At 73.3% G+C, this 25,104-nt stretch carries 18 protein-coding genes; 5 read left to right on the top strand and 13 right to left on the bottom strand.

Annotation, left to right across the window (positions count from 1 at the left end; all coding sequences use genetic code 11):
- Window positions 1-35: 35 nt before the first annotated feature.
- Window positions 36-1,988 carry a clostripain-related cysteine peptidase gene (locus HC251_RS22440; RefSeq protein ID WP_219942852.1) on the top strand — a complete coding sequence of 651 codons (1,953 nt, stop codon included), beginning with the start codon at window positions 36-38 and terminating at the stop codon, window positions 1,986-1,988.
- 49 nt (window positions 1,989-2,037) lie between these two features.
- Here HC251_RS22440 and HC251_RS22435 read toward each other — a convergent pair whose 3' ends face one another.
- On the bottom strand, window positions 2,038-2,871 hold the full coding sequence (locus tag HC251_RS22435; protein ID WP_219942851.1) for a ribonuclease Z: 834 nt from the start codon (window positions 2,869-2,871) through the stop codon (window positions 2,038-2,040).
- Window positions 2,872-2,946: 75 nt separating this feature from the next.
- Between HC251_RS22435 and HC251_RS22430 the strand changes: the two genes are divergently transcribed.
- Together HC251_RS22430 and fabZ are read left to right on the top strand one after the other, a co-directional pair.
- Window positions 2,947-3,543 carry a TetR/AcrR family transcriptional regulator gene (locus HC251_RS22430; protein ID WP_219942850.1) on the top strand — a complete coding sequence of 199 codons (597 nt, stop codon included), beginning with the start codon at window positions 2,947-2,949 and terminating at the stop codon, window positions 3,541-3,543.
- A gap of 10 nt (window positions 3,544-3,553) precedes the next feature.
- A complete protein-coding gene (gene fabZ / locus HC251_RS22425; protein WP_219942849.1) occupies window positions 3,554-3,982 on the top strand; it encodes a 3-hydroxyacyl-ACP dehydratase FabZ in 429 nt (142 codons plus the stop codon).
- 44 nt (window positions 3,983-4,026) lie between these two features.
- Here fabZ and HC251_RS22420 read toward each other — a convergent pair whose 3' ends face one another.
- The 3 genes from HC251_RS22420 to HC251_RS22410 form a co-directional block, all read right to left on the bottom strand.
- Window positions 4,027-5,046 carry an NADP-dependent oxidoreductase gene (locus tag HC251_RS22420; protein ID WP_255566523.1) on the bottom strand — a complete coding sequence of 340 codons (1,020 nt, stop codon included), beginning with the start codon at window positions 5,044-5,046 and terminating at the stop codon, window positions 4,027-4,029.
- 84 nt (window positions 5,047-5,130) lie between these two features.
- Window positions 5,131-6,954, bottom strand: a complete 1,824-nt coding sequence (locus tag HC251_RS22415; RefSeq protein ID WP_219942848.1) for an NAD(P)/FAD-dependent oxidoreductase — start codon at window positions 6,952-6,954, stop codon at window positions 5,131-5,133.
- A gap of 66 nt (window positions 6,955-7,020) precedes the next feature.
- Window positions 7,021-7,773 (bottom strand): type 1 glutamine amidotransferase, encoded by a 753-nt coding sequence (locus tag HC251_RS22410; RefSeq protein WP_219942847.1) that lies wholly within the window; start codon window positions 7,771-7,773, stop codon window positions 7,021-7,023.
- Between the two features lie 80 nt (window positions 7,774-7,853).
- On the opposite strand from HC251_RS22410, the gene HC251_RS22405 reads away from it, so the two are divergent.
- Window positions 7,854-9,389, top strand: a complete 1,536-nt coding sequence (locus HC251_RS22405; protein ID WP_219942846.1) for a glycosyltransferase family 39 protein — start codon at window positions 7,854-7,856, stop codon at window positions 9,387-9,389.
- Window positions 9,390-9,434: 45 nt separating this feature from the next.
- On the opposite strand, the gene HC251_RS22400 is transcribed toward HC251_RS22405, so the two are convergent.
- Window positions 9,435-10,448 (bottom strand): NAD-dependent epimerase/dehydratase family protein, encoded by a 1,014-nt coding sequence (locus HC251_RS22400; RefSeq protein WP_219942845.1) that lies wholly within the window; start codon window positions 10,446-10,448, stop codon window positions 9,435-9,437.
- An 86-nt stretch (window positions 10,449-10,534) separates the two neighbouring features.
- Between HC251_RS22400 and HC251_RS22395 the strand changes: the two genes are divergently transcribed.
- Complete coding sequence (locus tag HC251_RS22395; RefSeq protein WP_219942844.1) at window positions 10,535-10,885, top strand: hypothetical protein; 351 nt, start codon at window positions 10,535-10,537, stop codon at window positions 10,883-10,885.
- Window positions 10,886-11,015: 130 nt separating this feature from the next.
- Here HC251_RS22395 and ligD read toward each other — a convergent pair whose 3' ends face one another.
- The 8 genes from ligD to treS form a co-directional block, all read right to left on the bottom strand.
- Window positions 11,016-11,948 carry a non-homologous end-joining DNA ligase gene (gene ligD, locus HC251_RS22390; protein WP_219942843.1) on the bottom strand — a complete coding sequence of 311 codons (933 nt, stop codon included), beginning with the start codon at window positions 11,946-11,948 and terminating at the stop codon, window positions 11,016-11,018.
- Between the two features lie 78 nt (window positions 11,949-12,026).
- On the bottom strand, window positions 12,027-14,006 hold the full coding sequence (gene treY / locus HC251_RS22385) for a malto-oligosyltrehalose synthase (RefSeq protein ID WP_219942842.1): 1,980 nt from the start codon (window positions 14,004-14,006) through the stop codon (window positions 12,027-12,029).
- A 4-nt stretch (window positions 14,007-14,010) separates the two neighbouring features.
- Window positions 14,011-15,792 carry an aspartate--tRNA ligase gene (gene aspS, locus HC251_RS22380; RefSeq protein ID WP_219942841.1) on the bottom strand — a complete coding sequence of 594 codons (1,782 nt, stop codon included), beginning with the start codon at window positions 15,790-15,792 and terminating at the stop codon, window positions 14,011-14,013.
- A 174-nt stretch (window positions 15,793-15,966) separates the two neighbouring features.
- Window positions 15,967-18,129: a glycogen debranching protein GlgX gene (gene glgX, locus HC251_RS22375; RefSeq protein WP_219942840.1), complete on the bottom strand. Its 2,163-nt coding sequence runs from the start codon at window positions 18,127-18,129 to the stop codon at window positions 15,967-15,969.
- A complete protein-coding gene (gene treZ / locus HC251_RS22370) occupies window positions 18,126-19,829 on the bottom strand; it encodes a malto-oligosyltrehalose trehalohydrolase (RefSeq protein WP_219942839.1) in 1,704 nt (567 codons plus the stop codon). The genes glgX and treZ overlap by 4 nt, the downstream gene beginning before the upstream one ends.
- Window positions 19,830-19,939: 110 nt before the next feature.
- Window positions 19,940-21,922, bottom strand: coding sequence for a 1,4-alpha-glucan branching protein GlgB (gene glgB / locus HC251_RS22365; RefSeq protein WP_255566522.1), 1,983 nt, complete (start codon window positions 21,920-21,922; stop codon window positions 19,940-19,942).
- Window positions 21,919-23,262, bottom strand: a complete 1,344-nt coding sequence (locus HC251_RS22360) for a hypothetical protein (RefSeq protein ID WP_219942838.1) — start codon at window positions 23,260-23,262, stop codon at window positions 21,919-21,921. Before HC251_RS22360 ends, glgB begins: the two co-directional genes overlap by 4 nt.
- Window positions 23,259-25,097, bottom strand: a complete 1,839-nt coding sequence (treS, locus tag HC251_RS22355) for a maltose alpha-D-glucosyltransferase (RefSeq protein ID WP_219942837.1) — start codon at window positions 25,095-25,097, stop codon at window positions 23,259-23,261. The genes HC251_RS22360 and treS overlap by 4 nt, the downstream gene beginning before the upstream one ends.
- Window positions 25,098-25,104 lie beyond the last annotated feature (7 nt).

The following is a 25,104-nucleotide window of genomic DNA, read 5'->3' as shown; positions in this document are numbered from 1 at the left end:
GGGCGCCGTGGGTGTGGGACGACGGAGATGGAGACATGGTGCGACGACTGGTGTGCGTCCTCGCGGTGCTCGGCCTGCTGGCCGGCTGCAGCGCGGGGGATGACGACGCAGCCGAGGGCGACGGCCCCGCCGGGTCGGAGGCGGACGGCGGCGAGGAGACCTCGGAGGCCCGCAGCGGCGAGGGCTGGACGATCCTCGCCTACTCCATGGCCGACACGAACCTCGAGGAGCCGATGCTGGCCGACCTGGTCGAGATGACCGAGGTCGGTTCGCAGGAGGGGCTGAACATCGTCACCTTCGTCGACCGCTCCGCCGAGGAGACCGACCAGGACCTCCTCAACATCGCCGACTGGACCGGCGCCAAGACGCTGCAGGTCGGCCAGGGCGAGTTCACCGAGCTCGAGGAGCTGGGCGACGTCAACACCGGCGATCCCGCGACCCTCACCGACTTCATCGCCACCGGCGTGGCCGAGAACCCGGCCGCCCACTACGCCCTCATCGTCTCCGACCACGGCGCCTCCTGGCCCGGCGTCGGCCCCGACGACTCGGCCGACCAGGACGTGCTCGACCTGGCCGAGATCAGCACCGGCATCAGCGACGGCCTCGAGCAGGCCGGCCTCGACCGCTTCGACCTCCTCGGGTTCGACGCCTGCCTCATGGCCGGCTACGAGGTCGCCTCCACCCTGGCCCCGCTGGCCGACCGCATGGTCGCCTCGTCCGAGCTCGAGCCGGGCCACGGCTGGGACTACCGGGCCCTCCAGGTGCTGGCCGACGACCCCGAGGCCACCGCCGACGACCTGGGCACCGCCCTGGTCGACGGGTTCGTGGACCACGCCGCCGAGAACGGCGACGCCCAGGACATCACCCTCTCGATGCTCGACCTCACCCAGATGGGGCCGCTCGACGCCGCCGTGTCGGAGTTCAGCACCGCCCTGGCCGAGCGGGGCGCGGACATCGCCCCGGTCGTCGGCGCCGAGCGGGCGACCGTGCTCGAGTTCGGCAAGGACCCCGACCCGACGCAGAGCTCCCACGCCGCCGACCTCGGGGTCCTGGCCGCCGAGATCGGGGTCGAGGCCCTCGACGTCTCGGACCAGGCCGACGCCCTGGTGCGGGCCCTGAACGACGTGGTCGCCTACAAGATCGCCGGCCCCGTGAGCGGGGCGTCGACCGGCATGTCGATCTACTTCCCTGAGTCGGCCGACCTCTACGACGCCGCCTACGACGAGGTCCCGGCGGCCGCCGACTGGGCCGCCTTCCTGGCCAGCTACTACGGCACCGGCGGCGAGATCGCGGCCGACGACGAGCCCACCTTCGTCGGCACCGACGGCTCGGCCGAGGTCACCTTCGACGAGGACGGTCTCGTCATCCAGTCGTCGTTCGACCCGGCCCTCGAGCCCAACCTCACCGAGGCGGTCATCCGCTACGGCGTGATCCAGGAGGACGGCTCGACGCTGTACCTCGGGGTCGAGCCGGCCGAGGTGTCCTCCGACGGTTCGGGCACCGCGATCGGGACCTACGACCTGACCACCTTCGAGATCAGCGACGGCATCGACACCGTCACCGCCTTCGTCGACCTCACCTTCGACGAGGAGACCGGGCTCGGCACGCTGACGGTGCCGATGGCGTACTACGCCCCCGACGACGTCGAGGGCGAGACCTACCAGGACGTGCGCCTGGTCATCACCTACGACCCCGAGACCGGGGACGTCGTCAGCGAGACCTACTACGCCGTCGACCCCGAGACCGGCACGGTGGGCGAGCTCCAGGCCGACCCCGAGGGGCTCATCGCCCCCGAGCTGCTCCAGGTCGCCCCGGACGGCACCGAGGAGTGGGTCGCCTCCAGCGACGTCGCCCTCTACGCCAACCTCCCCGACCTCACCTACGACTTCCCGGCCCTGCCGTCGGGCACCGAGGTCTACACCGAGCTGACGATCGTCGACTTCGGCGGCAACGAGGCGACCGTGACCGCCCTCGTCCCCATCCCGTAGCCCGAGACCGCCGACCGGTGCCCGGCACCGGTCGGCGGGGGCGCGGCGATCAGCGGGGGGCGACCTCGACGCGGTGGAGGTCGTCGCCCAGCTCGATGCGCCCGTGGAAGTGGGCTGCGGCCAGGGCCCGCCAGTCGTCGCCGCCGCCGGGTGGGAAGGCGGGGACGTAGTGGGTCAGCACGAGGGTGTCGACCCCGGCCCGCTGGGCGGTGGCGGCGGCCTGCTCGACCGACGAGTGGTAGTCGAGGATGTCGAGCATCCGGGGCAGCCCGATCGCCTGCACGACATCGGCCCGGACCGCGGTGTGGACCAGGGCGCCGGCGCCGGCGCAGAGCCGATCGAGCCCGGCGCAGGGCACGGTGTCCCCGGCGACCACGACCGATGCGCCGGCGATGTCGAACCGGAAGGCGATCGACGGCTCGACCGGGCGGTGGTCGGTCGGGGCGCAGGAGACGGCGATGGCCAGGTCGGCGGGCACGGGTCCGTCGGTGAGCTCGACGACGGTGACCGGCGGGGGGTGGTCGAGGTCGTCGTGGTGCGCCAGCCGGTAGGCGATGTCGGGGGCGAGCGAGGCCAGCAGGTGGTCGACCACGTCCTGCGTGCCCGGCGGCCCGACGACGGTGAGCGGGGTGGGGGCGAAGGTGGTGATCCACCGGGTGGTGATGACGTCGCCGAGGTCGGTGAGGTGGTCGCTGTGGAGGTGGGTCAGCACGACGGCGTGGAGCTGGCCGGCGCCGACGCCCGCGGCGGCGAGCCGCATGAGCACGCCCCGGCCGGCGTCGACGAGGACGTGCACGTCACCGGTCGAGACCAAGGTGGCGGGCCCGGCGCGGTGGGGGTCGGGCAGCGGGCTCCCGGTGCCCAGCAGGGTGATCGTCAGCACGGCGGCTCCTCGGCCATCTTGTGTCGTAGTAGATGCCACAATAGGCGGGACGGTCGCCGTCGGTAGGTTGGGGCCATGGCCGACGTGGCAGCAGACGGGCGCACCGCGCGACGCGATCGCAACCGGGACGCGGTGATCGATGCCGCACTCGACCTGTTCCGGGAGGACGCCGCCGTCCCGGGGCTGGCGGTGGTGGCGGAGCGGTCCGGGGTGTCGGCCCGGTCGGTCCAGCGCTACTTCGCCGACATGGACGCGCTGGTGCGGGCGGCCATGGCCCGGCACATCGAGCGGGTGGCCCCGCTGTTGGAGCTGGAGGACCCGGGTCTCGGGCCGGTCGAGGTGCGGGTCGCCCGGATCGTGGCGTCGCGCCTCCTCCTGCACCAGACCATCGCCCCCATGGTCCGGGTCGCCCTGCTGCGGGCCCGCAGCAACCCGATCATCGGCGAGCGCCTGGTCGTGGGGCGGCGCCAGCTGCTCGACCAGGTCGCGGCCATGTTCGCCCCCGAGTTCGACGCCCTCCCGGCCGAGCCCCGGGCCGACCTCCTGGCCGCCCTGGACGTCGTCCTCGGGTTCGAGTCGGTCGAGCACCTGCGCGAGAACCGGGGTCTCACCGACGCCGAGGCCGCGCGCGTGCTCCGGCGGGCGGCCGGCGCCCTCCTGCGCCCCGAATAGGGTCGGACCCATGGCCCCGGGCGCGAGCGACGACCTCATCGGCCTGCTGCCCCACCGGCCCCCGTTCCGCTTCGTCGACGCCGTCGACGCCTGCGAGCCGGGCCGGTCGGTCACGGCCCGCTGGCAGATCACCGGGGACGAGGCCTGGCTCGCCGGCCACTTCCCCGGCAACCCGATCGTCCCCGGCGTCCTCCAGCTCGAGGCCCTGGCCCAGGCCGGCGCCATCGCCGTCCTCGCCGACCCCCGCCACGCCGAGCGGCTGCCGCTGTTCGGCGGGGTCGAGGACGTCCGGTTCCGCCGCCAGGTCGTCCCGGGCGACGAGCTGACGCTCGAGGTCGAGATCGAGCGCCTCGGTGGGCGGGGCGGCTGGGGGCGGGGCCGGGCCACCGTCGCCGGGGAGGAGACCGCCCGGGGCCGCCTCCTCTTCGTCCTCGCCTAGCCTGCTCCGCTTCGTGCGTCTCCGCTGGGTGCCGCCGGCGGTGCTCAGCCGACGGTCGGGTCGGAGACCTTCACCACCGTCTTGCCGATGTTGGCCCCGGTGAAGAGGCCGTTGAGGGCGTCGACGGCGTGCTCGAGGCCCTCGTGGACGTGGGCCCGGTGGACCAGGCGGCCCTCGGCCTCCCAGCGGCGGAGGGCCTCGAAGGCCTCGGGGAAGCGGTCCCACTGGTGCAGGGTGTTGAAGCCCTGCATCAACCCGCAGCGGGCCAGCAGGTTGGTGTAGTTCGCCGGGCCCGGGTGCTCGCCGGTGAGGTAGCTGGAGATCACCCCGCACAGGACGATCCGGCCACCCTGGGCCAGCCGGCCGAGCACGGCGTCGAGGATCGGGCCGCCGACGTTGTCGAAGTACACGTCGACCCGCTGGGGGCACGCCTCCTTCAGGGCCGCGGCCAGGTCGGGCCCGCGGTGGTCGATGCAGGCGTCGAAGCCGAGCTCCTCGACCACGACCCGGCACTTCTCGGGCCCGCCGGCGATGCCGACGACGCGGGCGCCGGCGATCTTGGCGATCTGGCCGGCGATCGACCCGGTCGCCCCGGCGGCGGCGGAGACCACGACCGTCTCGCCGGCCTGCGGGCGGCCGATGTCGGTCATGCCGAAGTAGGCGGTGGCGCCGGTCGAGCCGTACACCGTCAGCATCGCCAGCTGGTCCTCGACGCCGGGGATGACGGTGGTGAAGACGTCGTCGCGCACGACCGCCAGCTCCTGGAACCCGGGCAGGTAAGTCACCACGTCGCCCACGGCGTAGGCGTCGCAGCGGGTCTCGACCACCTCGCCCACGCCGGCGGCCCGGATCGGATCGCCGATGGCGACCGGCGGGAGGTAGCCGCGGGCGTCGTCGAGCCAGGTCCGGACGGCGGCGTCGATGCCCAGGTAGGTCGTGCGGACGAGGGCCTCGCCGTCGGCCAGCTCGGGCGCGGCGGTCTCGATCAGCTCGGTGTCGCCGGGCTGCACCAGCCCGGTCGGCCGGCGTCGCAGCACGACCTGACGGTTCGTCAGATTGGTCACCGCGGAGAACCTAGCCAGACCGCCGACCGGGCGTACCGGGGACGGATCCGGGCGCCCGGGCGCCCGCCGTCGTCCCCGGACGGCTCAGGCCGGGTCCCGGCGGAGGGCGAGGCCCTCGAAGTCGCCGCTGGTGCGCCACTGCTCCATGAGGGCGAAGAACGCCACCGGGCCGTCGGGGTAGCCGACGGACGCGATGCCGGCGTTGGGCCCGGCCGGCTGGCCCTCGTTGTTGTAGTAGCCGGGCGTGCAGTCGGCGAGGAACCCGGCGCCGAAGACCCGGCCCGAGGCGTGGAGCAGGTCGACCCACCCCTGCTCGGCCTCGGCGGTGGCCTCCACCTCGGTGAGGTCGTGGTCCTCGGCGTGGCGGACGATGGCGGCGATCGTCTTGCCCCCCTCGGAGAGGTTGTGGGGGTAGTTCGAGATCAGGTTGGCGCCGTGGGCGGCCTGCAGCACGAACAGGTTCGGGAAGCCGTGGACGTGCATCCCGTGGAGCGTGCGCATGCCCTCGGCCCAGTGCTCCGACAGGGCCAAACCGTCCCGACCGACGGGGTCGAAGCCGGCCCGCCGGGCGTGGTCGGTGCCGACCTCGAACCCGGAGGCGAAGATGATGCAGTCGAGCGGGTGCTCGACGCCGCCGACGACGACGCCCTGGGGCGTGATGCGCTCGACGCCCCGACCGTCGGTGTCGATCAGGTGGGTGCCGGGCTCGTTGAAGGCGTCGAGGTACTCGTCGTGGAAGCAGGGCCGCTTGCACAGCTGGCGGTACCACGGCTTGAGGGCGTCGGCGGTGGCCCGGTCCTGCACGATCTCGTCGACCCGGGCCCGGATCTCGTCCATCTTCTCGAAGTCCGAGTCCTCGAAGGCCTGCTGGAACGACTCGATCGTGAACGTCGCCTCGGGGTCGGCGAGGATCTTGTCCCGGATGCGCCGGGAGATGTCGGTCCACCCGTCCTGCACCAGGTCCTCGTGTCCGAAGTTGCCGGTCTGCACGGCGGTGAAGCTGGCCAGCCAGCGCTCCTGCCAGCCGGGCTCGAGCACCTCGCGCTCGAACCACTCGGGGTCGGTGGGCTCGTTCGACCGCACGTCGATCGACGAGGGGGTGCGCTGGAACACGAAGAGCTCGCCGCACGCCCGGGCCAGGTGGGGCACGCACTGGACCGAGGTGGCGCCGGTGCCGATGATCCCGACCCGCTTGTCGGCCAGCCGATCCATGGGGGCGCCGGTGTGGTCGCCGCCGGTGTAGTCGTAGTCCCAGCGGCTGGTGTGGAAGGTGTGGCCCTCGAAGGTGCCCAGGCCGGGGATGCCCGGCAGCTTGGGCCGGTGCAGGGGCCCGGTCCCCATCACCACGAACCGGGCCCGGATCTCGTCGCCCCGGTCGGTGCGCAGGACCCAGCGCGAGCTGGCGGCGTCCCACTCGACGGCCCTCACCTCGGTGTGCAGCAGGGCGTCGTCGTAGAGGCCGAACCGGGTGGCGATGCGCTGGCAGTGCTCGAGGATCTCGGGACCGTGGGCGTACTTCTCGGTCGGCATGTGGCCGGTCTCCTCGAGGAGCGGCATGTAGACGAACGAGTGGGTGTCGCACTGGGCGCCGGGGTACCGGTTCCAGTACCACGTGCCGCCGACGTCGCCGCCCTTCTCGATGATGCGGACGTCGTCGATGCCGGCCTGCTTGAGCCGGGCGCCGGTGACGAGGCCGGAGAACCCGCCCCCGATGAGGGCCACCGTCGTGGTGATCGAGACCGGGTCGCGCTCGGTCCGGGGCACGTAGGGGTCGTCGACGTAGTGGGCGAAGGCCCCGGTGACCTCGACGTACTGGTCGTTGCCGTCCTCGCGCAGGCGCTTGTCGCGCTCGGCCCGGTAGCGGGCCAGCACCGCCTCGCGATCGATCGTCGGTCCCGTGGCCGTCATGGGTCGATCTTACTGCACGTCGCGTGCAACAACGTCGGCCGCCCTCGGCGTCGAGGGCGGCCCCGATCAGGTGCGGGCGACGGCATCGGCGCGCAGGACGTGGGCGATCCAGCCCGCCACCAGCTCGTGGTCGGTGGCCTCCTCGACGCTGACGGCGGCGGCGTCGGCCACGGCCGCATCGACGACGGCCCGGCGCCGGTCGATCAGGCCGCGGGCGTAGTCGACGGCGAACTCGGGGTGGGCCTGCACGGTCCAGACCCGGTCGCCGACGGTGAACCCGGCGATGGGGCAGTGCTCGGACCGGGCCCACACCCGCGCCCCCTCGGGCAGGCTCACGACCTGGTCCTGGTGCATGGCCTGGAGCCGGAGCCCGGTGGGCGGCGCGGCCCCGGCCCAGGCGGCATCGCCGACGTCGAGGTCGTAGACGTGGACGCCCATGCCCCAGCCCGCCCCCGCCCTCTCCACCCGGCCGCCGAGGGCCTGGGCCAGCAGCTGGTGGCCGAAGCAGATGCCGGCGACGGGGATGCCGCGATCGACCACGGCGCGGACGAAGTCCTCGGCCGGGGCGATCCACGGCTCGTCGTCGTAGACCGACGTGGCCGAGCCGGTGAGCACGTAGGCGGCGTGGTCGCCGGGGTCGACGTCGAGCGGTCCGGCGGTGGCGTCGAGGCCGGTCAGCTCGATGCCGTGGGGGGCGAGGAGGCGCTCGAACATGGCGAGGTACCCGCCCTCGGAGGCCGGGGCGCCCGGCGGCGGCGACCCGAGGAGCACGAGGCCGACCCGGAGCGGTGCGGGCGTTGACGACGACGTCGGCGACACGCCGCCGAGGTTAGAGGGGCCGGACCGGGGCGCCACGGCGTCGTCGCTACCGTGGAGCGTCCGCCTGGGAGGACCACAGCTTGACCTCGACCGACCTCGGGTCACCGCCCCCTCCGCCACGGGCGGACCCGCCGCCGCCCGCCTCGCCGCCGGCGTCGGCCGCGCCCTGGTGGCGGCTCGCCGCTCCCGGCATGGTCGTCGGTGCGGCGACGGCCTGGTTCCGGCTCGGGCACCGGGGCCTGTGGCTGGACGAGGCCTACTCCCTCGGCGCCATCCACCAGCTGCGCGACACGCTGCCCGGCACCAGCTACACCATGGCCGCCTACTACCTCCTGCTGCGACCGTGGATGGCGGTGTCGGAGTCGATCTGGTGGATGCGGAGCCTGTCGGTCATCGCCGCCGTGGCCGCCGTCGCCGTCACCGTCGCCGTGGCCCGCCGCCTCGCCGGCGCCCGCGAGGCGGCCCTCGCCGGCGTCCTCATGGCGCTCTCGCCCCTGTGGTTCGCCCAGGCGCGCGAGGCCCGGTCGTACGCGTTCGTCATGCTCCTCGTCGCCCTCTCGTGGCTGGCCGTCGACCACGGCCTGGCCGACGGGCGGGGGCGGGCCCGGCGGTGGTGGTGGGCCCACACCGCCATCGCCGTCGCCCTGCCCCTGTTCCACGGCTTGGCGGTCCTGCAGCTGGTCCCGCAGCTGGGTGCCGTGCTCGTCGGCCGCGTCGACCGGGCGACGGCCCTGCGGGCGCTCCGGGGCGTGGGCCTCGCCGTCGCCCTCACCGCGTGGCTGGCCCGCACCGCCTCGGACGACGTGGGCAACTGGGTCGACCCCTTGAGCCTCGACCAGGTGTGGTTCGTGACCGGCCGCCTCACCAGCGGGTGGGACGGGGTGGCGGCGGTGCTGGTCGGGGTCGTGCTGGTCGGCGTCGTCGTGGCCGTCGTCAGCAGCCGCCGGGCGGTCGCGCCCCTCGCCCGGGCCCGGGCGCTCGTGCCGGTGCTGTGGGGGGTGGGGCCGCTGGTGCTCATCGCCCTGCTGTCGGTCGTCCGGCCGTCGCTCGTGCCCCGCTACGTCGTCGGCTCGGTGGCCGGCCTGGCCCTGCTCATGGCGGCCGCCCTGGCGCGGACCGTCGGCGCCCGACCGCGGTGGTCGGCGGCCCGGGTCGTCGGCGCTGCGGCGGTCGTGGTCGCCCTGGCCGCTGGCCAGGTCGCCCTGCACGACCGGCCCCTCGACGGGTGGACCGTCGCCGCCCGCCGGGTCGCCGCCGGGCTGCGGCCCGGGGACACCATCCTCCTCTCGCGGGAGTACACCACCCGGCCGCCCTTCGAGGCGGCCTGGCGCGACGTCGATCCGGCCGCCCCGCCCCAGCTCCTCCCGTCCGACCGCCCGCTGGGGCCGGTGCGCCGGTTCGAGCCCGACGAGACGCCCGGGACCGTGCGGTGGAACGAGGCCCGCCGGGCCGGGCGGATCTGGCTCGTGGCCGACGCCCACCGCCTCGAGCTCGACCGCCTGCCGCACCTGGTCGTCGACGGCGTCGCCGGCCGGCCCGCCACCCACCGGGAGGTGGCCCGCTGGCGCGCCCCGCGCTCCGCCATCGTCGTGGTCCTCCTCGAACCGGTCGCCTGACCGCCCGCGTCCTCCGGCGTGCGGGGGGTGAGCAGCCCGGCGCGCTCAGGGGGCGAGGCGGCCGGCGCTCCGGGCCGGGAGGTGGCCGGCCTCGGCCAGCCACCGCAGGGTCTCGTCCAGCGACTCGCGCACCGGGCGCAGCTCGATGCCCAGCGCGTCCAGAGTGGCCCGGTCGTCGGTGGCGACCATCGTCGTCATGATCTCGGCCGCGTCGCGGGTCAGCGGGTACGAGAGGGGCCGGACGCGGCGGACGCCGTCGAGGAGGGTGGCCACGGCCATCAGGACGGGCTTGGGCAGCGGGGCCCGCCAGGCCCGGACGCCGGTGATGTCGTCGACCAGCGCGCCCAGCTCGGCCCACCGGAGGAAGTGGCCACCGAGCACGAGCCGCCGGGGCCCGGCCCCGGGGGCCAGGCAGGCGACGAGGGCGTCGGCCAGGTCCCGCACGTCGACGAGGGCGACCCCGCCGCGGGTGCGGGGCCAGCCCTGGGTGCGGGCGGCGACGAGGCCCTCGAGGGTCGCGTCGAGGTGGGGCTGGTCCCGTCCGATCACCCCGCCGGGGTAGACGATCGTGATCGGGTCGCCGGCGTCCTGGCGGGCCCGCAGCTCCTGCTCGGTCACGACCTTCGAGCGGCCGTAGTCCGTGCGGGGCGAGGCCAGCGTCGAGCCGGGCCCGATCACCGGCTCGACCGGCGGGACGAACACGGCCACGCTCGACACGTGCACGACCGGGTCGTGCCCGGCGGCCAGGGCGGCGTCCACGACGGTGCGGGCGCCGCGGGTGTTGACGTCCAGCACCGAGGTGCCGTCGTGACCGGTCATCCCGATGGCGGCGGCGGCGTGGATCGTGGCGTCGCAGCCGACGGCGGCGGGGCCGACGACATCGGCGTCGACCATGTCCCCCACGACCAGCTCCACGTCGGCCTCGCCCACGCCCCGCCGGGCCAGGACGCCGAGCGCCCGCTCCGGGCTGCGCACGAGGAGGCGGACGTCGTGCCCGGCCTCCAGCAGGGCGGGCACGGCGAAGGACCCGACGAACCCGCCGCCCCCGGTCACCAGCACGCGTCGCCTCTCGGCCGTCGGACGGGGCCCTCGTCCCGGGCGCGTGCTCCCCACCGCCGCCACCGTAGGCGTGGGACGATCGGGGCATGGCGACGTACTCCGTGAACCCCGACGCCGTGGCCCACGTGCGGTCGCTCATCGACGCCCGACAGTACGTGCTCGACAGCGACTGGGGCGACGTGCAGCCCGACGCCGCCGCCCAGAACGCCTACCTCGAGCGGCACGGCTGGGAGGACTACGCCCGCTGGCACCTCGGGCTCACCGAGGGGGCCGGCGACGAGACCAAGGCCCGCTACGCCTTCGTGGCCGGCGACTTCCGGCGGGTCCACCGCACGGCGCTCATCGCCTGCGTGTACCGGGCGTCGGAGTGGCGGCACAAGGAGGTCGAGCTGGCCGCCCACGACCTGCTCCAGCACCTCGACGCCACCAGCGGGTAGCCCGAGCAGGTGGGCTCGGACGAGGTGGGGCTCGCGGGCCCCATCACCCCCGAGCCCCACCTTCGTGCATCGTGGATCACACCTGCCCCGGGTCGCCACACCCGGAGGGGTGATACCGCTCGCAAGCCGGTCAGGCCGAGGCGGAGGCCTCGGCCTCGGCGACCAGGCCCTCGAGCCGCTGCCACCGGCTCTGGAGCGAGCGGGCGCGACGACCCATGCCGGCCCACGGATCGTCGCCGGCGGCCAGCCGGTCGGGCACGGTGGCGGTGGTGAACCCGTCGGGGCGGAGGTCGGGGTCCTCGAGCTCGTCCCACGTGATGGGGGTGGCGACGGGCGCACCCCGGCGGGGGCGGACCGAGTACGGCGTCACCGCCGTCTGGGCCCACCCGTTGCGGGCCACGTCGACGTAGAGACGGCCTCGACGCTTGGCCTTGCGGCCGGCGTCGGTGAGCGCGTCGGGGTGGCGCAGGGCGAGGAGGCGGGCCACGTGCTGGGCGAAGGCGGCGGCCGCCTCGGTGGGTGCCGCCCGGTCGACCGGGGTCACCACGTGGATCCCCCGTGAGCCGGTGACCTGCAGGTACGACGCCAGGTCGAGCTCGTCGAGCACGTCCCGGGTCCAGCGGGCGGCCCGGCGCACCCCGTCGAAGTCGTCGTCGGACGGGTCGAGGTCGACGAGCAGCAGGTCGGGGTGCTCCAGGTCGTCGGCCCGGCTGGGCCAGCGGTGGAACGAGATGGTGCCCAGGTTGGTGAGCGCCAGCAGGGCGGCCTCGTCGTCGACGACCGGGTGGTTGACGGTCCCGCCCTCCTTGCGGGCCTCGACCGTGCGCACCCAGGAGGGCACGCCCCGCCCCGCCTCCTTCTGGTAGAAGCCGGTGCCGTCGATGCCCTCCGGGAACCGCTGCAGCATCAGCGGACGGTCGGCGAGGTGGCGGAGGAGGGTCGGCGCCACCCGGTGGTGGTACTCGGCCAGGTCCGCCTTGGTGAGGCCGTCGTCGGGGAACAGGACGCGGTCGGGGTGGGTGATCTCGATCGTCCGGCCGCCGACCTCGTACGTCGTCGCCACGGGGCCGACGCTACCCACGCCTCGCCCAACCTTGTCCGGAACCCTGCCGAGGAGGGGGACTTCCGGACAAGGGTCGCGTCAGGAGCGCTCGCGGAGGGCGATGCCGTCGGCGACGAAGACGTCCTGCCACTCGCCCGGGACGTCGACCGGCGCGGTGTCGGCGCCGGGGCGGAGGGGGACGACGACGAGGACCTCGTCGGCGCCGCGGGTGAAGGCGCACACGTCGGGGCCGGCGTCGATCGGCCGGTAGGCGCCGGCGAAGGCGTCCGGGCGTCGGGCGCGGAGGGCGAGGCCGGCGCGGATCAGGACCAGCTTCGGCGGTGGGTCGGCGGCGGCCAGGGCGGCCCGCCGGGCGTCCCAGTCGACCGGGCGGCGGTTGTCCGGGTCGACCAGAGACAGGTCCTCGAGCTCGTCGCCCTGGTAGATGTCGGGCACGCCGGGCACGGTCACCTTGAGCAGCACCTGGGCGAGGGCGACCGCCGCGCCCTCGGCGGCGATGCGCGCCTGGAACGGGAGGAACGTCGCGAGGAAGCCCTCGTGGTCGAGCAGGGCCCGGGCGTAGGACTGCACCCGCGCCTCCCACGACTCGTCGGGCTCGACCCACGTCGTGGTCCGCTTGGCCTCCCGGAGGGCCTTGGTGAGGTACTGCTCCAACCGCTCGGCGGACAGGGGCCACGCCCCCAGCAGTGTCTGGAAGATCAGGGCCTGCTCGACGCCGTCGGGGGCGCCGCCGACCACGAGGTCGGCGGTGACCCGGCGCCACCCGGCGACCAGGGTGGCCCACTCGTCGGCGTGGGTGGCGAGGAGCCCCAACCGGGCCCGCACGTCGGCCGACCGCTTGGTGTCGTGCGTCGAGGAGATCACCAGGTTCCGCGGCCACGACCGGGCCCGGGCCTGGTTCGCCCGGTGGAAGGCGGCGACGTCCAGGCCGAAGCGGCCGGGATCGCCGCCGACCTCGTTGAGGGCCAGCAGCCGGAGGTAGCGGTAGAAGGCGGTGTCCTCGACCCCCTTGGCGGTGACCGCCGGGGTGGTCTGCTGGAAGCGGGTGACGACCTCGTCGTGGCCCCGCTCGTCGAGGGTCAAGACGTCGAGCAGGGCGACGGGCATGTCGGCCTCCTCGGCGACGGCCCGGTCGGCGTCGTCGACCTCGTCGCGCTCGGGGACGACGTAGCTGCGGTACACGGGGAAGGTGGCCACGGCTCGCGTCAGGGTGGCGACCGGGTCGTCGCCCAGGTCGAGCCCCGACGCCGCCACCGTCCGCGCCAGGCGCTCGACCTCGGGGCGGAACGTGGTGGCGGCCTGCTCGGCCATCGCCTCGGCGGCGTGGTCGGCGAAGGGCCGGTCGTCGCCCGAGAGCGAGACCCACAGCGCGGTGAGGGCGGGCTCGCCGGCGGGGTCGACGAACAGGGCGGTGATGTCGTTGAGGACCTCGTAGCCCACGGTGCCCGAGACCGGCCAGGGCCGCAGGGCCTCGCCCACGTGGAGGATCTTCTCGACCCAGACGTCGGTGCCGCCGGTGCCCTCGGCCAGCCGGCGGAGGTAGCCGGCGGGGTCGGCCAGGCCGTCGGGGTGGTCGACCCGCAGCCCGTCGACGACCCCCTCGCGCACGAGCCGCATCGGGGTCTCGTGGGTCACGGAGAAGACCTCGGGGTCCTCCTGGCGGAGGGCGGCGAGCTCGTCGACGTCGAAGAACCGGCGCCACCGCCCGGTCTCGGGGTCGAGGTCGAAGAACTGCTCCCGCAGGCGCTCGTCGGTCCACCAGCGGTTCTCGTCGCCGGTGCCCATGTGGTTGGGGACGATGTCGAGGATGACGCCGATCTCCTCGGCCAGCGCCCGCAGGGCGTCCTCGCCGCCCAGCGAGGCCGACACGGTGGTGGGGTCGACCTGGTCGTAGCCGTGGGACGAGCCGGTGCGGGCGGTGAGGACCGGCGACAGGTAGACGTGCGAGACGCCGAGGTCGCGCAGGTAGGGGACCAGCTGGCGGACCCGGTGCAGGTCCATGCCCTCGGGCGTCAGCTGGATCCGGTAGGTGGCGACCAGGGGCCGACGCTCGGGCACTGCGCTAGGAGGTCGCGGGCCCGGGCTCGGGCGCGGGGACGACGGTGCGGATGTTGAGCTCGGCCAGCTGGCGGTCCGAGACCGGGGCCGGCGCGCCCATCAGGAGGTCGCGGGCCTGCACGGTCATCGGGAAGGCGATGACGTCGCGGATCAGCTCCTCGTCCGAGAGCAGCATCAAGATGCGGTCGATGCCCGGCGCCACACCGGCGTGGGGCGGGGCTCCGTACTGGAAGGCGTTGTACAGCGCACCGAAGCGGGAGCCGACCTCCTCCTCGGTGTAGCCGGCGAGGGCGAAGGCCTTGACCATCAGCTTGGGGTCGTGGTTCCGGACCGCGCCCGACGACAGCTCGTAGCCGTTGCACACGATGTCGTACTGGTAGGCCAGGATCGACGTGGGGTCCTCGGCCTCCAGCGCCTCGGCACCGCCCTGGGGCATCGAGAACGGGTTGTGGCTGAAGTCGACGACGCCGGTGTCCTCGTCGCGCTCGTACATGGGGAAGTCGACGACCCAGCAGAAGCGGTAGACGTCCTGCTCGATCAGCTCGAGCCGCTCACCGACCTCGGTGCGCAGGGCGCCGGTGACCCGGGCGGCCATGGCCTCGGTGTCGGCGATGAACAGGAGGGCGTCGCCGGTGTCGGCCCCGGTGGCGGTCTTCACCGCGGCGAGGTCGTCGTCGGTGAGGGCCTTGGCGATGGGGCCGCTGGTGCCGTCCTCGTTGAGCTTGCACCAGGCCATGCCCTTGGCGCCCCAGTCGGTGGCCACCGAGGTCAGGTCGTCGAAGAAGCGGCGACCCTGGCCGGCACCGCCGGGGATCCGCAGGGCCCGCACCGTCTTGCCCTTGAACACGCCGACGTCGGACGTGGCGAAGTGGTCGGTCAGGTCGGTGATGACGAGCGGGTTGCGCAGGTCGGGCTTGTCGGTGCCGTAGCGGACCATGGCCTCGGCGTAGGGGATGCGGGGGAACGGGATCGGCGTCCGCTCCCGCTCGGAGAAGGCGGCGAACAGGTCGTCGAACACGGTCTCCACGACGGTGAAGACGTCCTCCTGGGTGGCGAAGGCCATCTCCAGGTCGAGCTGGTAGAACTCGCCCGGCGAGCGGTCGGCGCGGCCGTCCTCGTCCCGGAAGCAGGGGGCGATCTGGAAGTAGCGCTCGACGCCGCCCACCATCAACAGCTGCTTGAACTGCTGGGGCGCCTGGGGCAGGGCGTAGAAGCTGCCCGGGTAGCGGCGGCTCGGGACCAGGTAGTCGCGGGCGCCCTCGGGGGACGAGCTGGTGAGGATCGGCGTCTGGATCTCGACGAAGTCGAGCTCGATCATCTGGTCGCGGATGTGCTGGATCACCTGCGACCGCAGCATCAGGTTCCGCTGGAGGCGCTCGGTGCGCATGTCGAGGTAGCGGTGGCGGAGGCGGATGTCCTCGCGCACCGACTCGACCTGGCTGAGCTCGAAGGGCAGGGCGCGGGTCGCCTCGCCCAGGACCTCGATGTGGCTGGCGGCCAGCTCGATGTCACCGGTGGCCAGGTTCGGGTTGCGGGTGCCCTCGGGGCGGGCCCGCACCTCGCCCTCGACCGCGATCACCGACTCCTTGCCGATCCCGCGGACGAGACCGGCCATCTCGGCGTCCTCGGGCAGCACGACCTGGAGCCGGCCGGAGTGGTCGCGCACGTCGAGGAAGACGAGCCCGCCGTGGTCGCGGACGTTGGCCATCCACCCGGCGACCTTCACCGTCTGGCCCTCCTGGGCCAGGTCGAGCTCCGTGCACCGGTGGGTTCGGTAGTCCGTCAACGTCCTGCAGTTCCTCGTGTGGGCTCGGTCCACGGGTCGAGACCGAGGGGCGAACCTACCAGCCGCTCCCCGCCGCCCCTCCTGGCGAAGGGCGCGCACGGAGGGTGCCTGGCACGTCGCGTCCGGACGGACGCGACGGGACGCGACGTGCCAGGCACGTCGCGTCCGCTCCGGTCACTCGGCCCGGCGGAGGAGGGTGATGGACCGGGCCATCACGTCGACCCGGGCCCGGGGGGCGGCCGACCAGGCGCCCTCCTCGACCGCCGGGTCGACGGTGGTGAGCACCACGTCCCACTGGGCGCCGAAGCGGCGCGCCGGCAAGACGAACGGGACGTCCTCGTGGTGGGCGTTGACGAGCAGGAGGAACGAGTCGTCGACGATGCGGCGCCCGTGGGCGTTGCGGTCCTGGAGGGCGTGGCCGTTGAGGAACAGGCCCACGGCGTGGCCGTCGCCCCGGTCCCAGTCGCGCCGGGTCATGCGGCGGCCGTCGGGGCGGAACCACCAGGCGTCGGGCAGCGAGGTGGTGTCGCTGGACTCGCCCTCGAGGAACTTGGCCCGGCGCAGCACCGGGTGCTCGCGGCGCAGGTGGATGAGGCGGCGGGTGAAGTCCCGCATCTCGACGGCCCCCTCGTCGAGGTCCCAGTCGAACCAGGAGATCTCGTTGTCCTGGCACCACCCGTTGTTGTTGCCGCCCTGGGAGCGGCAGATCTCGTCGCCCCCGAGGATCATGGGCACGCCCTGGCTCATCAGCAGGGTGGTCATCAGGTTCCGGCGCTGGCGGGCCCGGAGCTCGAGGATCTCGGGGTCGTCGGTCTCGCCCTCGACCCCGCAGTTCCACGACCGGTTGTCGTCGGTGCCGTCCTGGTTGTCCTCCAGGTTGGCCTCGTTGTGCTTGTGCTCGTAGCTGACCAGGTCGGCCAGCGTGAACCCGTCGTGGGCGGTGACGAAGTTGATCGACGCGACGGGGGACCGACCGTCGGACTCGTACAGGTCGCTCGACCCGGTGAGGCGGGAGGCGAACTCGGCGTTGTCGGCCTCGCCCCGCCAGAAGTCCCGCATGCTGTCGCGGTAGATGCCGTTCCACTCGGTCCACAGGACCGGGAAGTTGCCGACCTGGTAGCCGCCGGGGCCGACGTCCCACGGCTCGGCGATCAGCTTCACCTGGGACAGGACGGGGTCCTGGTGGATGACGTCGAAGAAGGCCGACAGGCGGTCGACCTCGTAGAGCTCGCGGGCCAGGGCCGAGGCCAGGTCGAAGCGGAACCCGTCGACGTGGCACTCGGTCACCCAGTACCGCAGCGAGTCCATGATCATCCGCAGCACGCTCGGGTGCACGGCGTTGAGCGAGTTCCCGGTGCCGGTGAAGTCCATGTAGTACCGGGGGTCGTCGGGCATCAGCCGGTAGTACGACGTGTTGTCGACGCCCTTGAACGACAGCATCGGCCCGAGGTGGTTGCCCTCGGCGGTGTGGTTGTAGACGACGTCGAGGATCACCTCGATGCCCGCCCGGTGCAGGGCCTTCACCATCCCCTTGAACTCACGGATCTGCTCGCCGTTGCTGCCGGTCGCGGCGTAGCCGGCGTGGGGGGCCAGGAAGCCGATGGTGCTGTAGCCCCAGTAGTTCGTGAGGCCCCGGTCGTGGAGGAAGCTCTCGTCGGCGATGTGGTGGATCGGGAGCAGCTCGACGGCGGTCACGCCGAGGTCCTTGAGGTACGCGACCGCCGGCTCGGAGGCCAACCCGCCGTAGGTGCCGCGCAGGTCCTCCCGGACCTCGGGGTGCAGCTCGGTGAACCCCTTGACGTGGACCTCGTAGATGACCGTCTCGCTCCACGGGTGGTTCGGGCGCCGGTCGTCCTCCCAGTCGAAGTGCGGGTCGATGACCAGCGACTTGGGGATGGCGTCGGCGTCGTCCTCGTCGTCGGGCTCGAGGTCGGCGGTGTCGGTGTCGTCGGGGACGTAGGGCAGGACGCTGGCGGCGGCGAAGTCGATGCCGCCCTCGATGGCCTTGGCGTAGGGGTCGATCAGGAGCTTGGCCGGGTTGAAGCGGAAGCCGTCCTCGGGCTGGTACGGCCCGTGCACCCGGTAGCCGTAGCGGCAGCCCGGCCCCCGCCCGGGGACGTAGACGTGCCAGTTGAAGGCGGTGCGCTCGGTGACCTCGATGCGCTCCTCGGTGCCCTCGTCGTCGAACAGGCACAGCTCGACGCAGGTGGCGTTCTCGCTGAACAGCGAGAAGTTGACGCCCTGGCCGTCCCAGGTCGCGCCCAGGGGGAAGGGCTGGCCGGGCCAGACCTCGGTCGGAGCGTCCGGGTGGCTGGGGTCGACGGTGGCGTCGGTCATCGGCCCGCCCCCTCGCGCAGGAGCGCGCCCCCGAGCGGGGGCAGGGCGATGGCGCCGTCGGTGACGGCGAAGGTGTGGTGGGTGGACACGAGGACCTCGGTCACGTGGGGCGGGAGGGGGACGGTGCTCGGCGCCGCCGCGAAGGAGGCGACGACGTGGAACGGGCCGCGGCGGAACCGGACCCAGCGGGCCTCCTCGTCGAAGGCGACCTCGTCGACCTCGCCGGGGGGGAGGGCGCGGCGGGCCTCGAGGAGCTTGCGGTAGAGGGCGGCGATGGTCGGGTCGACCTGGCCGGTCAGCTTGGAGCGGAGGAAGGTGGCCTCGTCCTGGGGGTCGGGGACCTCCTCGCCCGAGAAGGCGGCGAAGGCGGCGAACTCCCGCTTGCGACCCTCCCGGGTGGCCTCGGCGATCTCGGGGTCGATGTGGTCGCTGAAGAACTGGAAGGGCGCCGGCTCCCCGTGCTCCTCGCCCATGAAGAGCATGGGCGTGAACGGGGAGGTCAGGACGATGAGGGCGGCGACGGGCTGGACCTCGGCGGGGAGGCGGTCTCCGAGGGCCCGGTTGCCCACCTGGTCGTGGTCCTGGGTGAACACGACGAACTGCTCGGGCGGGCGGTCGTCGGCGGGGGCGCCGAAGCGCCGCTGGCGCGCCGGGCTCCAGCCGCCGGTGTGCACGTAGGGCCGGTGCAGGGCCTTGGCCAGGTCGGCGACCGACCCGAAGTCGGCGTAGTACCCGTCGCGCTCGCCGGTGGCGAGGACCCGCACGGCGTGGTGGAGGTCGTCGGCCCACTGGGCGTCGCAGCCCCACCCGCCGAGCTCGGGCGGCCGGATGACCTTGGGGTCGTTCAGCGCGCTCTCGGCGATGACGAGGGCGCCGGGGCGGACCTCGTGGCTCCGGCGGGCGACGGCGGCGACGAGGTGCTCGGCGCCCTGGTCGAACACGGCGTGCACGGCGTCGAGCCGCAGCCCGTCGACGTGGAGGTCGCGCAGGTACCACTCGACGCTCTGGAGGACCCACTCCCGGACCGGGTCGCTCCAGGCGTCGTCGTAGTTGAGGGCCGAGCCCCACCAGGTCGAGTACTTGTCGGTGAAGTACGGGCCGAAGGCGGCGATCTGCTCGGCGCCGGTGGAGCCGAGGTGGTTGTGGACCACGTCGAGCACGACGGCCAGGCCGTGCGAGTGGGCGGCGTCGACGAGCCGGGCCAGGCCCTCGGGCCCGCCGTAGGTCGAGTGGGCGGCTCCGAGGTACACGCCGTCGTAGCCCCAGCCCCAGCGTCCGGGGAACTCGGCGACCGGCATGATCTCGATGGCGGTGACGCCGAGGTCGGCGAGGGCGGCGAGGTGGGGGATGGCGCCGTCGAAGGTGCCGTCCTCGCTGAAGGTCCCGATGTGCAGCTCGTAGAGGACGCTCTCGGCCAGGGGGTGGGCGACGAAGCCGTCGTCGGTCCACGTGAAGGCGGCGGGGTCGACGACGCGCGACGGCCCCCGGACCCCCTCGGGCTGGTGCCGGCTGGCCGGGTCGGGGAGCGCGCGCCCGTCGAGGACGTACACGTAGTCGTCGCCCGGGGCGGCGCCCGCCACCGTCGCCTGGCGCACACCCGTGCCGGCGTCGACCATCGGGTGGTCGCCGGCGGCCGCGCCCGTCAGCAGGCGCACCACCACGTCGTCCTCGGCGGCCGGCGCCCACACCCGGAACAGCACCCCGTCCGGTCGGAGTGGGTCTGACCCACTCCGACCGAGGACGGTGGCGCCGAGGGGGTGCTCGAAGGGCAGGAGCGCGTCGTCGGTCGGTTGTGTCAGTCGGGCATCGCTCACCGGGTGGCAGTTCCCACCGCGGGGGAGGCGAACCACACCACGCCGAGCGGCGGGAGGGTCATCTCGGCCGACCAGGGCTGGCCGTGCCACGGGACGCTCTCGGCGTCGACGCCGCCCATGTTGCCGACGTTCGAGCCGCCGTAGGGCGCGGCGTCGGTGTTGAGCACCTCGGTCCAGCGCCCCCAGGTCGGCAGGCCCACCCGGTAGCCCTCGCGGGGCACGGGGGTCAGGTTGGCCACGCACACCAGGTGCTCGGCGGATCCGGCGCTGTGGCGGGCGAAGGCCACCACGCTGCGGTCGGCGTCGCCGCCCTCGAGCCAGCTGAAGCCGGCCGGGTCGCCGTCGACCTCCCACAGGGCGGGGTGGCGGCGGTAGCAGTGGTTGAGGTCGCGGACGAGGCCCTGGACGCCGGCGTGGTCGGGCTGCTCGAGCAGGTGCCAGTCGACGCTGCGCTCCTCGCTCCACTCCCGCTCCTGGGCGATCTCGCCGCCCATGAAGAGGAGCTGCTTGCCCGGGTGGGCCCACATGTAGCCGTAGAGGGCCCGCAGGTTGGCCATCTGCTGCCAGCGGTCGCCGGGCATCTTCTCCAGCAGCGAGCGCTTGCCGTGGACGACCTCGTCGTGGCTCAGCGGGAGGATGAAGCTCTCGTCGAAGGCGTAGACGAGGCTGAACGTCAGCTCGTTGTGGTGGTACTTCCGGTGCACGGGGTCCTGCTGGAAGTAGGCGAGGGTGTCGTGCATCCACCCCATGTTCCACTTGAACCCGAAGCCCAGCCCGCCGCCGTCGACCGGCTTGGACACGCCGGGCCAGGCGGTCGACTCCTCGGCCACCGAGGCCACGCCCGGCTCCTCGGCGTGGATGACGGTGTTCACCTCCTGGAGGAAGGCCACCGCCTCCAGGTCCTCGCGCCCGCCGTGGACGTTGGGCGCCCACTGGCCCTCCTCGCGGGAGTAGTCCAGGTAGAGCATCGAGGCCACGGCGTCGACGCGGAGGCCGTCGGCGTGCATGTCCTGGAGCCAGAACAGGGCGTTGGCCAGCAGGAAGCCCTTGACCTCGTGGCGGCCGTGGTTGAACACGAGCGTGCCCCAGTCGGGGTGCGAGCCCCGGGGCCCGGCGTGCTCGTACAGCTCGGTGCCGTCGAAGCGGGCGAGGGCCCACTCGTCGCGGGGGAAGTGGGCCGGGACCCAGTCGAGGATGACGCCGATGCCGTGGGCGTGGAGCGTGTCGACGAGGTACTTGAGCTCGTCGGGCGTGCCCCAGGCCGCCGCGGGGGCGAAGAACGACGTGACCTGGTAGCCCCACGAGCCGCCGAAGGGGTGGTGCATGACCGGCAGCAGCTCGACGTGGGTGAAGCCCATGTCGGTGACGTAGGCGGCCAGCTCGTCGGCGACCTGGGCGTAGCCCAGGGGGACGTCGGGGTTGGCCGGGTCGCGTCGCCAGGACCCGAGGTGGACCTCGTAGATCGACATGGGTCCGACCTGGGGGTCGAGCGACCGACGCCGCTCGACCCAGCCGGCGTCGGTCCAGGTGTGGTGCGAGGCGCTCACGATCGACGCCGTGGCCGGCGGCACCTCGGCCTGGAGGGCGACGGGGTCGGCGTGCTGGACGAGCGACCCGTCGCGGCCGTGGACCTCGAACTTGTAGGCCGTGCCCGCGCCGACGCCGGGCACGAACACCTCCCACACGCCCGAGGACCCGATCGGGTGCATCGGGTGGCTGCCGCCGACCCAGTGGTTGAAGTCGCCGACCACGCTCACCGAGCGAGCGTCGGGGGCCCACACCGAGAAGGCGGTGCCCTCGACGCCGTCGACGGTGCGGACGTGGGCGCCGAGCACGTCGTGGAGCCGGCGGTGCCGGCCCTCGTTGAGCAGGTGGAGGTCGATCTCGCCCAGCGTGATCCCGGTGGCCGGCGAGGCGTCAGCCGAGTGGCCTGGAGGCGTCGCAGGGGAGCTGTCGGCGTCGATGCGGTCGGTCGTCACGGGGTGTCCTCGTCGAGCAGGCGGGCGATGCCGGCCACCGGGATCGCGGCCCAGTCGGGGCGGTTGTCGATCTCGTAGCGCAGCTCGTAGACGGCCTTCTCCAGCTCGAAGATCGCCAGGACCTGGGCGGTGGCGGCCTCGCCGGCGGGCAGGAGGGCGGGCTCGACGCCGGCGTGGTAGCCGTCGAGGAACGCCTGGCGGGCGGCGGCCTCCCAGCCGTCGGGGAGCGACGCGCCGGCCCGCTCGGCGGCCGATGCGGCGTAGGCGAACGAGCGCAGCATGCCGGCGACGTCGCGCAGGGCCGACCGCTTGCGCCGCCGCTCGCGCAGCGGGCGTGACGGCTCACCCTCGAAGTCGAGGATCGTCCAGCGGCCGTCGTCGAGCATCGTCTGGCCCAGGTGGAGGTCGCCGTGGTGGCGGATCAGCCGGCCCACGGACCCGCCCGAGGACATCCGCCGCAGCCGGTCGCGCAGGTCGTCGCCCCGCCCGGTGATGGGGGCGAACACCTCGTGCTCGGGCAGCTTGGAGAAGACCTGCTCGATCTCCTCGTCGATGGTGGCGATGAAGAGCGGGAGGGCCTCGTCGCTCGCCTCCTCGGGGGCGAAGTCGGGGTCGGAGGCGTCCGAGCCCAGGGCGCTGTGCATCTCGCCCACGACGCGACCGAGGTCGGCGAGGCGGGGGGTGAGGCGGTCGGTGGCGCCCGAGGTCAGGGCGTCCTGGGCCAGGTCCCAGCCGTCGACGGCGCCGGCCAGGTACTGCTGGGCCACGCCGAGGGTCGCGTCGATCAGGTCACCGTGCAGGGAGTACGACCCGACGAGGGTCGGTGCCCCGTCGAACCCGTGGGTCGAGAGGAACTCCAGCATCTCGAGCTCGGGGTTCTCGCCCGGCTCGAGGTGGCGGAACACCTTCAGGATCACCTGGTCGTCGATGACGACCGACGAGTTCGACTGCTCGGCGCGCAGCGGGCGCACGGTGGGCCGGTCACCCAGGGTCGGGGCGGCGTCGGCCCAGGTGAAGGCGACGGTGTGCTCGGCCCCCTCCACCGTCCCGCCGCCCCGCAGGAGGTCGGCCAGCGCCGCCGCCCGCTCGGGGTCGGCCAGGGCGTCGTGGTCGAGGGCCCCGCCGTCGACCCCGACCACCAGCTGGAACAGCTCGTGGGTCCCCGCCGGGGTGCGGGCCTCGGCGATGACCAGGCCCAGGCCCGGGTCCTCGCACAGCGGCAGCGCGGTGCGGACGCCGACGTGGACCTCCCGGGACTTGCCCGAGAACCAGCGCTGGGCGACCACCCACTCGGTGAGGGAATCGAGGTCGATCTCGTCCAAGGCCTTGATGATGGTCATCCTCCCACCTCGTCGGCCGCCGGTCCCCGGAGCACGTCCTCGGCGGCGGCGTCCTCGGCCTCGGCCCGCTCGTGGGCGGCCCGGTCCTCGGCCGCGACCCGCTCCTCCTCGGAGCGGGCCTCGGCCGCCTCGAGGGCGGCGTCGAAGCGCTCCTCGGGCCGCTCCTCCTCGGTGAGGCGGAACCAGAAGAACCCGCGCGGCGCCATGGTGAGCAGGTAGGGGAGCTCGCCGATGCGGGGGAAGCGGGTGCGCCCCAGCATCTCCTCGGGCCAGCGGTCCTGGAACTCCGACAGGTCGAGCTCGACCGCCTGGGCCGAGCGGGCGATGTTGTGGACGCACAGCACGGTGTCGCCCTCGTACTCCCGCAGCACGGCGAAGATCTTGGTGTTCGAGGTCTTGAGCGCCCGGTAGGTGCCGAGCCCGAAGACGGGGTGCTCCTTGCGGAGGGCCACGAAGCGCTGGATCCAGCGCAGCAGGCTGTTCGGCGTGCGCAGCTGGGCCTCGACGTTCACGGCCTGGAACCCGTAGACGGGGTCCATCAGCGGCGGGGCGTAGAGCTGGGCGAAGTCGGCCCGGCTGAACCCGCCGTTGCGGTCGCCGGTCCACTGCATCGGCGTGCGGACGCCGTCGCGGTCGCCGAGGTACACGTTGTCGCCCATGGCGATCTCGTCGCCGTAGTAGAGGATCGGTGACCCCGGCAGGGAGAAGAGGATGGCGTGGAGGAGGGTGATGTCCTCGCGGCTGCCGTCGAGCAGCGGGGCCAGGCGCCGGCGGATGCCGACGTTGATCTTCATCCGGGGGTCCTTGGCGTACTCGGCGTACATGTAGTCCCGCTCCTCGTCGGTGACCATCTCGAGCGTCAGCTCGTCGTGGTTGCGGAGGAACAGGCCCCACTGGCAGCTCTCGGGGATCTCGGGCGTGCGCTCGAGGATCTCGATCATGGGGGTGGCGTCCTCCCGGCGGAGCGACATGAACATGCGGGGCATGACCGGGAAGTGGAACGCCATGTGGCACTCGTCGCCGTCGCCGAAGTAGTCGACCACGTCCTCGGGCCACTGGTTGGCCTCGGCCAGCAGGACCCGGTCGGGGTACTCGGCGTCGACGGTGGCGCGCACCCGCTTGAGGAACTCGTGGGTCGCGGGCAGGTTCTCGCAGTTCGTCCCGTCCTCCTCGAAGAGGTACGGCACGGCGTCGAGGCGGAAGCCGTCGAGCCCGAGGTCGAGCCAGAAGCGCAGGACGTCGAGCATCGCCTCCTGCACGTCGGGGTTCTCGTAGTTGAGGTCGGGCTGGTGGCTGAAGAAGCGGTGCCAGTAGTAGGCGCCGGCCTCCGGGTCCCAGGTCCAGTTCGAGACCTCGGTGTCGGTGAAGATGATCCGGGCGTCCTTGTACAGGTCGTCGCTGTCGGACCAGACGTACCAGTCCCGCTTCTCGCTGCCGGGCTGGCGGCTCTCCTGGAACCAGGCGTGGTCGTTGGAGGTGTGGTTCATCACCAGGTCCGTGATGACGCGCATCCCCTTCTCGTGGGCGGCGGCCAGGAACTCCTTGACGTCGTCGAGGGTGCCGTAGTCCGGGTGCACGCCGTTGAAGTCGGCGATGTCGTAGCCGCCGTCGCGCAGCGGCGAGGGGTAGGTCGGCAGCAGCCAGATGCAGTCGACGCCGAGCCACTGGAGGTAGTCCAGCTTCTCGGTCAGGCCCCGGAAGTCACCGGAGCCGTCGTTGTTGCTGTCGAAGAAGGCGCGCAGGTGCAACTCGTAGAAGACCGCGGTCTTGAACCAGAGCGGGTTGGCCTCGAACCAGTGGGTGGCGGTGTCGCGTGCGGGGTTCTCGTGCGTCATGCGGCGC

This window comes from Iamia sp. SCSIO 61187, from assembly GCF_019443745.1.
GTDB lineage: Bacteria > Actinomycetota > Acidimicrobiia > Acidimicrobiales > Iamiaceae > Iamia.
Note: the sequence above shows the minus strand (reverse complement) of the source record. Positions and strands in the feature narration are given on the sequence as shown.

Coding starts and splice junctions, on each gene's coding strand:
- HC251_RS22440 (WP_219942852.1), top strand. CDS start 36: ATGGTGCGACGACTGGTGTGCGTCCTCGCGGTGCTCGGCCTGCTGGCC.
- HC251_RS22430 (WP_219942850.1), top strand. CDS start 2,947: ATGGCCGACGTGGCAGCAGACGGGCGCACCGCGCGACGCGATCGCAAC.
- fabZ (WP_219942849.1), top strand. CDS start 3,554: ATGGCCCCGGGCGCGAGCGACGACCTCATCGGCCTGCTGCCCCACCGG.
- HC251_RS22415 (WP_219942848.1), bottom strand. CDS start 6,954: ATGACGGCCACGGGACCGACGATCGATCGCGAGGCGGTGCTGGCCCGC.
- HC251_RS22395 (WP_219942844.1), top strand. CDS start 10,535: ATGGCGACGTACTCCGTGAACCCCGACGCCGTGGCCCACGTGCGGTCG.
- glgX (WP_219942840.1), bottom strand. CDS start 18,129: ATGACCGACGCCACCGTCGACCCCAGCCACCCGGACGCTCCGACCGAG.
- HC251_RS22360 (WP_219942838.1), bottom strand. CDS start 23,262: ATGACCATCATCAAGGCCTTGGACGAGATCGACCTCGATTCCCTCACC.
- treS (WP_219942837.1), bottom strand. CDS start 25,097: ATGACGCACGAGAACCCCGCACGCGACACCGCCACCCACTGGTTCGAG.